The organism is Bacillus cereus group sp. MG4, from assembly GCF_040460055.1.
GTDB lineage: Bacteria > Bacillota > Bacilli > Bacillales > Bacillaceae_G > Bacillus_A > Bacillus_A wiedmannii.
This window is the reverse complement of record NZ_JARVGZ010000001.1, coordinates 4,348,426-4,361,358: the sequence shown is the minus strand read 5'-3', so window position 1 is coordinate 4,361,358 and position 12,933 is coordinate 4,348,426. Positions and strand designations below refer to the sequence as shown.

Sequence of the window (12,933 nt, the reverse complement as noted above, 5' to 3'; positions counted from 1 at the left end):
ACGTTAATAAATAAAAGAGACTGCCTATTGGCAATCTCTTTTGATTTATTAGCGGAAAGAAGATACTTTATTACCCTTTGCTTCGTAATAATCTAAAATCCCTTGATAAATTGCTTCTGCTGCACTTTGTTTCTGTGCTGCTGTAGCGAGTTTATTTGCATCATTCTTATTATCTACAAATGCTAATTCTGTTAGTACAGCTGGCATTGTATTATATTTTATTACGTACCAAATATCCTTTTTCACACCACGGTCATATGTCCCAAGTGCTACTACAAGGCGTTTTTGAATTTTGTCTGCTAATAAGCGACTGTCTTCCGAATGTGGATTCGTTGATCTTGTCGGTGCTGCTGAATAATAGAATGTTTCTGTACCGTGTCCATTTTTTTCATCCGAACCGTTACCGTGAATACTTACGAAAATATCACCCTTATTTTCATTAGCAAATTCTACTCTTTTTCTTAAAGAATCACTAGAATCTACTCCTGGGCGTGTATCGTTCGTACGTGTTAACTTAACAGTAAATGTTGTCTTTTTCTCAAATATTTTTTTTAATCGTAAAGATGTGTCTAATACGATATGAATTTCTTTCTCATAATAACCAACATTACCCGAGTCAATTCCACCGTGACCTGGATCAATAATAATTGCTTTACCTTCTAAGAAGTTTTCTTGTTTTACTGGGTTTAATTGATTTGTATCCACCCATTGGAAGCCACTATTTGTACGGATACGAATCCAGCTATCTTTTTCTTCAATAACTACTACTTTTGGCGCATACGTATCACTTGTCATACCGCTAATTACATCTCGATCTACTAAATAGTAAATTGCGTCTTTTGCAAATGAGTCGTCTCGAACATCTGAAAACTTCTTCGTTTCTGCTAAACTACTAACTGGATAAGCTAGTAAACTTGCTGCTAACATACCAGCAGCTATTGCCTTGTACTTCATAAAAATAATATTTAAAATATTAACTGGTAAATAACTCCTATAATAGTTTATAACATTCTATCACTGTAATAAATACGTTTTCTACCTATATTATTAAAAATAAATATATAAGGAATGATAAATATAAATACATTTCAAAAAGCGATTAATTACCCATCAAATGAAAAGCTGATTAAAAATAATATTTTTAATCAGCCCTCTCTATTTTCTATGAAATTATTCTTCAATTAAATGAGACATTACATATGCATATACTAACGCTTCTGTATGTGCAATCGAACTTTCATGTGTACGCTCAAATGCATGAGAAGAATCAATACCCGCCCCAATTAATGCATGTTTCACATCAAATCCAGCGTGAATCGCAGCTGATGCATCCGATCCATAGTAAGGATAAATATCTACTTTATATTCAATATTGTTCGTTTTCGCAAGCTCTACTAAATGTTTACGCAGTGCATAATGATACGGACCGCTAGAGTCTTTTGCACAAATAGATACTGTATATTCGTCAGATGCTTGACCATCACCTAACGCTCCCATATCAACCGCTAAATACTCAACCGTTTCTTCTGGAATGTTAGAGTTACCACCGTATCCAATCTCTTCATTATTAGAAATTAAGAAATGCGTTGTATATGGTAATGTTACGTTTTCGTCTTGTAATCTCTTAATTAATTTTAATAAAATCGCAACACTTACTTTGTCATCTAAATGACGTGATTTTATGTATCCACTCTCTGTAATTTGAACGCGCGGATCGAATGAAACGAAGTCTCCTACTTCAATTCCTAATTCACGTACTTCATCAGCTGAAAAGACACGCTCATCAATACGAACCTCAATATTTTTCTCGTCGCGTTTCGCTTCACCTGCATCTTTATATACATGCACAGATGTTTGATGCATTAAAATCGTTCCTGTATAAGTCTTACCGCTTGATGTTTCAATTTCGCAATATTCCCCCTCTACAGAGTTCCAGCGAAATCCGCCAATCATAGAAAGACTTAGACGACCGTCAGGCTTAATTTCTTTCACCATCGCCCCTAACGTATCAACGTGTGCCGTTAATAAACGGTGCTGTGCATCATTTTTCCCTTTTACCGTTAAAATAAGAGCGCCTTTATTGTTACGCTTCGTTTCTACGTTCCACTCACTTACATAGTTTTCAATAAAACGAATGATTTTCTCTGTATTTCCAGACGGACTCGGAATAGAGACAAGCTCCTTAATAAGTTCCATCGTTTCTTTCGTATGATGTGCCATTGTCGTTTCCTCCTCATTTTCTCTACTATTCAGTATACCGAATTTACTATAAATCCTCTACTCATATAGCTTAATTTTCTAAATTGTATTAAAATTCACTTTAACAAAAAAACATAGCGTTATTCATAAACACTATGCTTTCTATCAAACTATTCTTCTGACACATCTAATAAATAAATGCCTCTTTCAAACCCACCGCGCTCTATTTCTTTTTGCTTTCGTAGACGTTCTACATCTTCAATTGTTGCACCTTCTGCACGCGCTAAAGAGATAATTACTTCCAGTGCATCCGCAAGTGAATCTAGCGCATGTTCACGTTCTTTCATAGAAGTGAATTCACGAATTTCTTCCGTTCCAATTTTCGCTAAAGCTTGTATGTATGCTTGTCCTGTTAATTTTTGTGCTGTATATGTTTTTCCAGACCTTAAAATCTTCTCTGGAACACGATCTCTTACTAACTTGTTATATGCTGACATCATTCAACCTCCTATATTTAATAACATCCGAGCTCTGCTTTATAGAAAAACCATTTTTTATTCACGCACGCACTAAGCATATCAATTCCTGACCCATGTGCCCTTACGTGAGGAAAGAAATAGTGTTCTGATTCTTCTTCCTTACTATATAAAGTTTGGTACTCAGCTGGAATTGCTTCTTTTTTCACATCTTTTTCTTTCGTCACCTCGCCAGAAAACGCAACGCTTGGATGTCCTTCAAAAAACAAAGCAGTTCGCACCGCCATAGATGGTGTACTATGTAAAGCATAATATGCTATTACAACCATGCCGATAACACCAATAATTTTCTTCATACATTACTCCTAAAAAAAAGTGCTAACACAATTATACTAAAATGTGTTAGCACTTTCTCCCCTTTACCTTAAATTAACCGGCAGTAAAACTACCATTAATTCAAATTTCACTTTATTCCCCTTTAAATGCAGGCAAACGTTTTTCTAAAAATGCAGCAATGCCTTCTTTATGATCCGCTGTTTGTCTCATCGCATATTGGCCGCGCTTTTCAAGTTGCAATGTTTGTTCTAAATTAGAACGATTTACTTCACATAAAATTTGCTTCGTTTGAATCATCGCTTTAATCGGCTTTTGTGACCATTCACTAATTTTTTGCTTCACAGCCGTTTGGAAATCCTCACCGATTACTTCATCAATTAAACCGATATCAAGCGCTTCTGTTGCTGATAATTTCTTTCCTTCCCAAATAATTTGCTTCGTCATATTTTCACCGACGCGCTTTTGAAGGAAGAAATGGCCGCCACCATCTGGAATTAAAGCGATTCCAATAAAGTTCATCGCAATAACGGATGATATATCTGCCATCACATAGTCAGCTGTTAACGCAATACTTAACCCAAGACCAGCAGTTGGTCCATGAATCGCACTAATAACAAGCTTCGGCATCGTATATAAAGTTACAACAACTTCAGAAATGGTATTCATAATGCCATCAAACTTGCTTTCATCATTACTTGAAAGCATCGATTTAATATCTCCACCCGCAGAAAAACCGCGGCCGTTCCCGCATAGCACCACAATATGCGCTGAACTCTCCGCAACTTCTTTCAGTTTTTGTAATAGCTCTTTTAACGTTGGTTCATCTAATGCATTTAACACCTCTGGGCGATTGACCATAACCGTTGCAACGTGCCCTTCATATTTCACAATGACAGATTCTGTTTTACTTGTTACTTCCATTATATATACCCCTCTTTTCTACATAAAGATTATACTTATATAATTATAGAAAGCAGGTGAAAAACCCTTCTTTTTTCTTAATTTTCTGTCTAATAATCTCGTAATTTGTAAATAGCCTCGTATAAAACATACAATTCCGTTAAAAAATATAGCAATTAAAGTCGGTTTATCCATACTTTCCATCTATTTACCATTTATATATAGAAGTGCTGAAATAAAGGAATGTAGAAATGGAGGCACATATGGTTACTAAGTTAAAACAGATGGATAACTACTTCCCGCATTTCCTCCCTACTCTCCTCCTTAGTTATATCACTTCTCTTATCTCAAAATTACTAACTCCTATAAAGCATTCAAATACCTTCTTTCCATTATATTAAAAGAAGATATGGATCTATCTTCTTGGAAAGCTTTCGTACCGCAAGACTAATAATAAAGAGAGGCTGCTTTGGAAGCAGCCTCTCTCATTCTTCATACAAAAATTCTGTTCAAAAAGATGGTCATCACACCTCTTTGGACAGGATTTTTCTTTATGTAAAATTTATTTCGTTACTAATAAACGTTCAATATAATATTCAGCTTCTAATTTGCACATGTCATCTACATGCTTCACTTTATTTCTCTTTAATTGCTCTACTTGCTCTTCGCTCGGTTTTTCATTCATACATTCTTTAATTTTTCCATTTACTTCCATTGTTAATGCTTGATGGAAATCTGGATGTCCTTTCAACTCATCATCTACTTTATTGATCCAAGTTGATTTTGTGTATAAATACTGTTTCCACTCCGTGTGGTAACTGTTGTACATCAATTATTCCCCTCCAGCTTAAAGCTTTTCCTTCTGAAAAAAGGAATTCTCAAAATTCATATACATTTTTATAATATCAAGTTCCTAATCTAGAATGTTACTATAATGCTAAGATTAACAAACTTCAATAACCGCAAAACATTGTGATATAAAGATGTTGAATACAATAAAAAAACACTCTCATTGAAGTGAACCCGAATAGTGGTACATGAAAAAAACACCTCCTGAATTCGCATACTAAGTATGCAAATTCAATGGAGGTGTTTTTTCGTATGACGACAAGAGTTCATTACCCAGAAGAAACAAAGTGGAAAGTAATTGAAATGAAGAAAGATGGTTATTCAAATCGTACAATTATGGAGAAACTCGGAATTAAAAATGTTTCCCAAATTAAGACATGGATGAAATGGTATCGTACAGATCAAACGTATCGTTTTCAACAACCTATAGGAAAACAATATTCTTATGGAAAAGGACCAAAAGAGCTCAGTGAATTAGAACAACTACGTTTAGAAAATAAGCATCTAAAAACAAAATTACTTGTATGGGGAAAGTATCTGGAAATCGAAAGGGGCTGAAACCAGAAACTGTAGTTACTTTATGGAAAAATGTAAAAACAAAAATAACGATAAAAGAATTGTGTAACGTATTAGAATTACCCCGTTCCACATTTTATCGCTGGTTACAACGAACGGAAGATCGGAAAGATGATATAGAAGAGAAAGTAAAGGACGTCTGTCTTAGGCATAAATTTCGGTATGGATATCGAAGAGTGACGGCTACTCTTCAAAAAATGGGACTGTGTGTTAATCATAAAAAAGTATTACGAATCATGAGACAAAATCACATTCTTTCAAAAGTACGTCGAAAGAAAAAGAAATATATCAATGGTGCGGAACCAATGGTAGCCCCTCATCGATTGGAGCGTGAATTCGATGCATCCAGACCAAATGACAAGTGGTTTACAGATGTGACGTATCTCTTATTTGGAGAGCGTACCTTGTATTTATCAACGATCATGGATGCCTTTAATCGTGAAATTATTAGTTGTGTCATCAGCGAATCACAAACACTGGCATTAGCGATGAAGACATTGAAACAAGCAATGAGAGGGCGAAGAGTAAAAGATGTCCTTCTTCACTCGGATCAAGGAAGTATTTATACAGCAAAAGAATTTCAAGCGTATGCCAAAGAAAACGGCATTATCACCAGCATGTCCCGGAGAGGAAATTGCCATGATAATGCCGTCATGGAAAGCTTCTTTGGTCATTTGAAAAGTGAAGCTTTCTATTCACAAGAGATAACAAAAGTATCCAACACAACTGTGCGAAAGATTGTGCTAGAATACATTCATTACTACAATTGTGTGCGAATTCAAGAAAAATTAAACCACCTATCCCCTAAAGAATTTAGGGAACAAGTGGTTTAGGTGTTTTGATTGGTGTCCCGTTTTCGGGGTTCACTTCACATACGAGGGTGTTTTTTATATAGCCTCAGCTTTTACAAACTGTAATTTATCTTTCTGCTCATTACTCGCCATCGTTACTAACGTATTTTCAATATGAGCAGGCACTTGTTCTAGCGTCACACTCGCACCTACTTTATCCGATTGCTCAACAAAGTTTAACAATGCCATCGCTCCTGATACATCCATATAGCGCACATCTTTCATACGTAAAACAACTGGAGACTTTACGTCTTGTAAAGTATGAAAAACACGATCCACTGTTAGGAAAGAAAGTGGACCTTTAATTTTATACGTCGCTTCCTTTTCTTTTACAATAAAAGCTTTACGTTCTTTACATTTCACCATGTATATAATGAACGAAAGAATAATACCGAATGCAACAGCGATCATTAAATCAAACTTCACTGTGACAACCATCGTTACAAGCATAACAATGACATCACCTTTTGGTGCTACATGCATCTTCTTCATGCTTTCCCAATCAAACATGCCAATACCAGTTAAAATTAAAATACCTGACAATACAGCAAGCGGAATGTATTGTACGACCGATCCAAGTCCCATAATGAAAATAAATAATATAACACTATGCATACTTGCTGAAAGCGCCGTTTTACCGCCACTTCTTATATTAACGATAGACCGTACAGTCGCCCCTGCCCCTGCTAATCCACCAAACAATCCGCTCACCATATTACCGATACCTTGTCCGACCAGTTCTTTATTACTTTTATGACGTGTACCCGTCACATTATCCATTACGACCGATGTTAACAACGAGTCAATCGATCCTAATAAAGCAATACTAAGCGCTGGTAAAATAAGTTCTGCGATGCCTGTTCCACTTAAAGATGGAATATGAAGCGTCGGCATCGCTTCTGGAATCGTCCCAATCTTCTCAATCATCTTATTTAATGATAAGTTTCCGATAATCGGCAACTTCACTGTAAGCCCTTCTAACGCAGAAGAAAATAAAGGAAGCAAAGCCGTCACACCAACTAATGCAACTAAACTAGATGGAATGGCTTTAATCCATTTTCCAGAAACAATCATTACAATAATCGTTAATACTACGAGTAGAAAACTATTTTGCACATGCTTTATTTCACCTAAAATAATAATTAATGCGATACCGTTCATAAATCCTGAAACGACAGGATACGGAATATATCGCACGTAAGAGCCAAGCTTACATACACCGAATAAAATTTGAAACAGTCCCGCCATCATAAATGCTATAAAACTCGCCTCTAACCCGTGCGTCGCAATTACCCCTGTCGCAATTACCGTAATCGGTCCAGTTGGCCCGGTAACCTGCCCCGGTGTCCCGCCAAATAAAGCCGCAAATAAACCTGCAAAAATCGCACCATACAATCCGACTAGTGCTCCCTCAGACGTTCCTGTTGCAGCAATACCAAATGCAATGGCAAGTGGCAACGCAACAATCGCAACCGTAAAACCCGCTAAACATTCCTTTGCTATTTTTTGAAACATATAATAACCACCTTCATATAAAGTCCATTTTCCATTGTACACCTAAAAGAATACATTCGTTAGCCCACTTTTTACAGTATCGTGACGTAAACGCATTCAATTGTAAGCTCACACCGCATCTTTGGAAACTATTATAACTATGCTATAATAGATAAATTAAATCTTTTATTATATATTTGGAGGCACTATGCTAACTTTTGAAGAAAAATTATCGATTATTGAATCTTTCCCTGAATTAGAAAGAAAGAACGTATCATTAAAACGCGTGAACTTTCACTTTGAAGAAAGTCGTTTAGATAAAAAGAACGTTGTATATCATTTACATCCAAATGGAAACGGCTTTGTATATGCAAACTTCATTAAAGGTTATAAAACAGATGATAAAGGCATGATTAATATCCGTGAGTTTTCAGAAGAAGAACTGCGTTCATTAATTGAAAAAGTAATTGAACGTCTATCACAGGAGCCAGAAGAAATTGTTACACCAATGGAACCTGCTGCAGAAGAAGAATGGAAGAACGAAGACGGCCACATCCTAACTCTTATTCAAGAGGATGATATGTGGAACGTGTACGCTGGTGTAAACTTAGACGGTACATTCAACTCTTATCCAGAAGCTGCAGAATACCTTGATGAAGAAGGATTTTCACGTAAGTAAAAGTAGAAAATGGGCATCCCAACATGACCATCAAACAATGTTGCGAACCCCATTTAATTCAACGATTTTTATAACAGTAAAAACCCCTCAAGCATTCATATGCTTGAGGGGTTTTCAATTAAAAGATAGAACAGCTAAAATTCCTTATATTAAGAACAAAGTGGAATTATTCCTAGACCAATTAATAGAGCTGCAGCAGCCGCTGGAATTGGTACAGGAATCTGGATACCTTCTACAAATAAGAAATATTGACCACTTACTATTTTAAAACAAACTAATTGTATGGCTATTCCTCCCTTCTGTTAGATTAATACATTATATTAATTAACCTTATTATTAATATAACTAAATTATTTGTTTTTCAAAAAGTTACTATGTTACAATCTCTCCAATCAAAGAAAGCATCTTAAAGTTTCTTTTTTGGCTATATAAACTCCTTCCTCACACTATCTCTAGTAATTTTCATAAAATGATTTAGAGGAGGATTAAAAATGAATACAACTGCTAGATTAGTAAATTGGAAAGAACATGGGGATATGATTATTTTGGAATGTGAATCCAATGGAAAACGCTTCGAGATATCAACATATAAACAACGAATATATAATGCCCACCTTTTGTCAGATGACGTATATGTTCGTTTAGATTCATCTGATAATATAATTGGAATAGATATCTATAAGAAGTAAGAAAAGCCCTCTATTTTTTGTAGGCGGGCTTTATCTTTATTACAAAATACCAAAGTATACTCTCTTTTTCTCATGAAGTTTATGTAATTATACATATTCACAAAAAATAAACTAAATGAATATTACATGTAGTAAAATATAACTTGTGGACACGTTCTATAAAGCAGATTCTTTTAAAAGGCGTAACATATCAATCATTATAGGGGATGTGGCGTTACTCCGATACTGATCTCAGATCTCTTATATTTTGTGAACTAATAATCTAGTGTATATAGACGATTCTGTTTTATAGTATGTGTTTACACTTATAACAAAGGGGTAATACGGATAGATTCGTATGAAATGAAAATGGTTCAAGTCGGAGAGAGGCACCTTAGGGTGTCTTTTCTTTTATACATTACATCCCTTTTGTTCTTTCACCTTACTTCAAATACACGAATCACTCTTCATTAAGAAAAAACGAGAATTAAGTGAAGATCAATTGACCTTCACTTAATTCCCCACCTCTACAAAAGAGCAAAGATATTGCTTCGTCTATTTAATCGCTTACAGACAAACAGGCGGAAATCATGTAGGCATCCCACACTTTCTATTTTTTCGCACCTTTCAAAGACTCTCTAAGCACAAACTTCTGTAATTTTCCACTCGCATTACGAGGCAGTTCATCCACAAATAAGTAATGACGTGGACGTTTATAATCTGCTAATTCATCACTTTCTTTACAATATACTTCTAAATCTTCTTCTGTAATCGCTTCATCTTTCATTACAACAACAGCCACAACACGTTCTCCCCATAATTCATCTGGCTCACCAAGCACCGCAACATCTAATACACCAGGATGACTATGAAGGAAATCTTCAATCTCACGTGGATAAATATTAACGCCTCCGCTAATTACCATATCATCCACACGATCTGCGACGAATAAATAGCCATCTTTATCGAAGTAACCTAAATCACCAGAGTGATACCATCCTTTATACATCGATTTTGCATTTGCTTCTTCTCGGTTATGATAACCAGCCATCATAGTTGGGCCGCGCAAAATAATCTCCCCAACTTCATAAGGCGGCAATACATCATCTGGCTCTGCTGGTGCATCATCGCTTGGTTTTACAATGCGAATTTCATGACTAAAGCATGGTGTTCCCGCTGAACCTGCTTTCGTAATTTGATCTTCTTCTACGAGAAATGCAACAACTGGCCCCATTTCTGTCATTCCGTAAATTTGTACAAGATCAATATAAAGACGTTCTTTACATTCCTTCACTAATGCTGGCGCCATCGCCGCTCCACCATATATACCAATCTTCATCGACGTTAAATCGTACTGTGTTAAATCTTTTTGCAGTAACATATTCCACATCGTCGGTGCTGCAAAAAACGTCGTAATCTTCTCTTCTTGAATCGTATGTAATACTCTATCCGTATCAAAATGATGCAAAATAACATTCTTTCCGCCAACTTGAATGCGCGGAATGATTCCAGCATTTAACTCGCCGCAATGATATAAAGGTGCTACAACAAGTCCGGCACTATCTCTATTATATTTTAAGAAATACGTACAAATCATACTATGCTCAGTCATTTCACGATGACGATGCAATACGCCTTTCGGATGACCTGTCGTACCGCTCGTATATAACATAGAACAATAATCCATTTCATCAATTTCGATATGTACTTTGTCAGAAGATGCCGCATTAACTTTTTCATGGTAAGAACTAGCATAGGAAGGTGTATCGTCTTCTACATACCAAAAAGACGAATTTGGAAAATCTCGTTCAATGATAGCAACAGTTGATTCAACCGCTTTTTCAAAGATTACTACTTTCGAGGCTGCATCTTGAAGGATATACGATAATTCTTTTGCTTTTAAACGGAAGTTAATCGGGTTAAAGATCGCCCCAATTTTCGCACAAGCTAAGTAAACGTTTACAAATTCACGGCAATTATATAAGTAAACAGATACAGTATCTCCCTTTCTTACCCCTTCTTTCAACAGAGCTTGCGCCGTTTTATTTATTTGCTCATCCCACTGTTTATATGTCCAGCGAATATTTTTTTCCGGCTCTACTAACGCCTCTTTATTCGGATACTTACCAACCGCTAAATCAAATATTCTCCCTATCGTCATGTACATGCCAACAATTTCCCCCTTTTCTCTTTCATAAATCTATCATTTCGTCCATAAGTAGACATTGTCCTCTAATGATTTGACTAATTTTTCTGATTATTATCGACATAGTTTTACAAACAGTGTGGTTTCTTGGTAAATGAAATTATAGCAACTTACTCACAACAATATAAAAAGAGGCTGTTCCAAATGGAACAACCTCTTTCTTCTTATACAAATAGCTCTTCTAAAATTTTCAGTTTGTCTTCTGTATATTTTACGAAGCCATCGTTATATGATTTTGGATCTTTCGGATTTGCGAAGTGCGTAATTGCACCTGTCTTCGGATGAACAAATTTACTTGATGCACCACAACCAAGTCCGATAATTGATTGAACTTCTTCCATAATAACAATGTTATAAATACTTTCTTGCGTCGGCATTGCATAACCAACGTTCTCTAAGTTACCTAAAATATTTTTTTGACGATATAGGTAATATGGTACGTAATTATGCTTTTGCGTCCACTCTTCTGCTTCATGCATCATCGCTGTAATTTCTTCGCGACCTGCAACTTTATATTTACGTTTGTTTTGCGTCATTTCAGAAGCACGTTTGAATGATAACGTATGAACTGTTAACGATTCTGGCATTAACTTTTCTGTTTCATCTAACGTATGCTTGAAAATATCTAGCCCTTCACCAGGAAGACCAATAATTAAGTCCATATTAATATTGTTCATTCCCATTTCACGAGCTAAGTGATACTTCTCAATTGTTTCTTCTACAGTATGGTGACGTCCAATTGCTTTTAGTGTCTCTTGATGGTATGACTGCGGATTAATACTAATACGGTCAATGTTCCATTTATTTAACACTTCTAGTTTTGCTGGCGTAATTGTATCTGGGCGACCTGCCTCAACTGTTACTTCACGCACATTTTTCACATCTGGGAACGCTTCATACATTTCTTCATACAGCATATCCATCTCTTCTGCTGTAATACTTGTCGGTGTACCGCCGCCGTAATAAATCGTCGTAACTGTTACACCTTTTTCTTTTAAAAACTTACCAATTTCACGAACTTCATAATGTAAACCACCTAAGAATGAATCAACAGAGCCTTGGCGTCCGTTAATTGCATACGCCGGGAATGTACAATATGCACATTTTGTTGGGCAGAATGGAATACCGATATAAATACTTACTTCCTCTTTCAAACGGTATAAATCCGGAACTACCGCTAATTGGCAATCCACAATACGCTGAAGAAGTTCAATTTTCTCTTCATGAATTAAATAGCTTTCACGAAGTTCTTGGTGTGCTTCTTCTTTTGACATACCACTTTGAAGCATTTTATGAAGGAGTTTCGTCGGACGAACTCCTGTTAAAATGCCCCAACTTTGTTCAAGACCAGTTAACTGCTGAAGAACAGAAAGATATACATAAGAAACAACGTGCTTCACTTGCTTCATACGCTCTTTTTCATCTGTGAAAGCAGATAAATCTTTTGCGAAAGTTTCTTCATACACATTTCCAGTAGCAACATCTGTTAAACGAGCAAATGCTTTCACATTCTCTTCAATGTGTATATCAACAATAAGATTTGCTTCCTCTTGTTCAAATCCAATCGTACTATCTTCAAAAAATAAGCCGCCAATATTTTGCAGCGGACGTAAAAAACGATCATCTTGTAGCGTTTTAATTGAAATTAACAACATTATCACCTTTTCATTTGCAAACTCTCTTTAGTTTACTTGAAGGG

At 35.9% G+C, this 12,933-nt stretch carries 11 protein-coding genes and 1 pseudogene; 3 read left to right on the top strand and 9 right to left on the bottom strand.

Features of this window, described 5'->3' with window-relative positions; genetic code table 11:
• Positions 1-48: 48 nt before the first annotated feature.
• From QCI41_RS22815 to QCI41_RS22790, 6 genes and pseudogenes are all read right to left on the bottom strand, one after another.
• Complete coding sequence (locus QCI41_RS22815; RefSeq protein WP_353836604.1) at positions 49-954, bottom strand: N-acetylmuramoyl-L-alanine amidase; 906 nt, start codon at positions 952-954, stop codon at positions 49-51.
• Between the two features lie 216 nt (positions 955-1,170).
• Entirely contained in the window at positions 1,171-2,220 is a 1,050-nt protein-coding gene (locus QCI41_RS22810; RefSeq protein WP_048545609.1) for a M42 family metallopeptidase, read from the bottom strand.
• A gap of 149 nt (positions 2,221-2,369) precedes the next feature.
• Complete coding sequence (locus QCI41_RS22805) at positions 2,370-2,696, bottom strand: nucleoside triphosphate pyrophosphohydrolase (protein WP_046957211.1); 327 nt, start codon at positions 2,694-2,696, stop codon at positions 2,370-2,372.
• Between the two features lie 17 nt (positions 2,697-2,713).
• The gene (locus tag QCI41_RS22800) at positions 2,714-3,031 is read right to left on the bottom strand and encodes a hypothetical protein (protein WP_353836605.1); all 318 of its coding nucleotides are present in this window, start codon (positions 3,029-3,031) and stop codon (positions 2,714-2,716) included.
• Positions 3,032-3,143: 112 nt separating this feature from the next.
• A complete protein-coding gene (locus tag QCI41_RS22795) occupies positions 3,144-3,932 on the bottom strand; it encodes an enoyl-CoA hydratase (protein WP_000454176.1) in 789 nt (262 codons plus the stop codon).
• Positions 3,933-4,473: 541 nt separating this feature from the next.
• Positions 4,474-4,719, bottom strand: a pseudogene (locus QCI41_RS22790) (hypothetical protein); the annotation flags it as partial.
• A 293-nt stretch (positions 4,720-5,012) separates the two neighbouring features.
• Between QCI41_RS22790 and QCI41_RS22785 the strand changes: the two are divergent.
• Positions 5,013-6,169, top strand: a protein-coding gene (locus QCI41_RS22785; RefSeq protein WP_353836606.1) for an IS3 family transposase whose coding sequence is annotated in 2 segments (ribosomal slippage) — positions 5,013-5,265 and positions 5,265-6,169 — 1,158 coding nt in all. Because the reading frame shifts where the segments join, the coding sequence is not laid out codon by codon here.
• A gap of 54 nt (positions 6,170-6,223) precedes the next feature.
• Here QCI41_RS22785 and QCI41_RS22780 read toward each other — a convergent pair.
• The gene (locus QCI41_RS22780) at positions 6,224-7,702 is read right to left on the bottom strand and encodes a SulP family inorganic anion transporter (RefSeq protein ID WP_353836607.1); all 1,479 of its coding nucleotides are present in this window, start codon (positions 7,700-7,702) and stop codon (positions 6,224-6,226) included.
• Positions 7,703-7,889: 187 nt separating this feature from the next.
• On the opposite strand from QCI41_RS22780, the gene QCI41_RS22775 reads away from it, so the two are divergent.
• A complete protein-coding gene (locus QCI41_RS22775; protein WP_000955002.1) occupies positions 7,890-8,360 on the top strand; it encodes a hypothetical protein in 471 nt (156 codons plus the stop codon).
• Between the two features lie 491 nt (positions 8,361-8,851).
• Positions 8,852-9,049: a hypothetical protein gene (locus QCI41_RS22770; protein WP_001098286.1), complete on the top strand. Its 198-nt coding sequence runs from the start codon at positions 8,852-8,854 to the stop codon at positions 9,047-9,049.
• Between the two features lie 589 nt (positions 9,050-9,638).
• On the opposite strand, the gene QCI41_RS22765 is transcribed toward QCI41_RS22770, so the two are convergent.
• Positions 9,639-11,195: a fatty acid--CoA ligase gene (locus tag QCI41_RS22765; RefSeq protein WP_353836608.1), complete on the bottom strand. Its 1,557-nt coding sequence runs from the start codon at positions 11,193-11,195 to the stop codon at positions 9,639-9,641.
• A gap of 203 nt (positions 11,196-11,398) precedes the next feature.
• Positions 11,399-12,889, bottom strand: coding sequence for a coproporphyrinogen III oxidase (locus QCI41_RS22760; protein WP_353836609.1), 1,491 nt, complete (start codon positions 12,887-12,889; stop codon positions 11,399-11,401).
• Positions 12,890-12,933 lie beyond the last annotated feature (44 nt).

Excerpts from the sequence above, each read along its gene's own strand:
- QCI41_RS22765 (WP_353836608.1), bottom strand. The coding sequence starts at position 11,195 with ATGTACATGACGATAGGGAGAATATTTGATTTAGCGGTTGGTAAGTAT.
- QCI41_RS22800 (WP_353836605.1), bottom strand. The coding sequence starts at position 3,031 with ATGAAGAAAATTATTGGTGTTATCGGCATGGTTGTAATAGCATATTAT.
- QCI41_RS22805 (WP_046957211.1), bottom strand. The coding sequence starts at position 2,696 with ATGTCAGCATATAACAAGTTAGTAAGAGATCGTGTTCCAGAGAAGATT.
- QCI41_RS22770 (WP_001098286.1), top strand. The coding sequence starts at position 8,852 with ATGAATACAACTGCTAGATTAGTAAATTGGAAAGAACATGGGGATATG.
- QCI41_RS22815 (WP_353836604.1), bottom strand. The coding sequence starts at position 954 with ATGAAGTACAAGGCAATAGCTGCTGGTATGTTAGCAGCAAGTTTACTA.
- QCI41_RS22760 (WP_353836609.1), bottom strand. The coding sequence starts at position 12,889 with ATGTTGTTAATTTCAATTAAAACGCTACAAGATGATCGTTTTTTACGT.
- QCI41_RS22795 (WP_000454176.1), bottom strand. The coding sequence starts at position 3,932 with ATGGAAGTAACAAGTAAAACAGAATCTGTCATTGTGAAATATGAAGGG.
- QCI41_RS22780 (WP_353836607.1), bottom strand. The coding sequence starts at position 7,702 with ATGTTTCAAAAAATAGCAAAGGAATGTTTAGCGGGTTTTACGGTTGCG.
- QCI41_RS22810 (WP_048545609.1), bottom strand. The coding sequence starts at position 2,220 with ATGGCACATCATACGAAAGAAACGATGGAACTTATTAAGGAGCTTGTC.
- QCI41_RS22775 (WP_000955002.1), top strand. The coding sequence starts at position 7,890 with ATGCTAACTTTTGAAGAAAAATTATCGATTATTGAATCTTTCCCTGAA.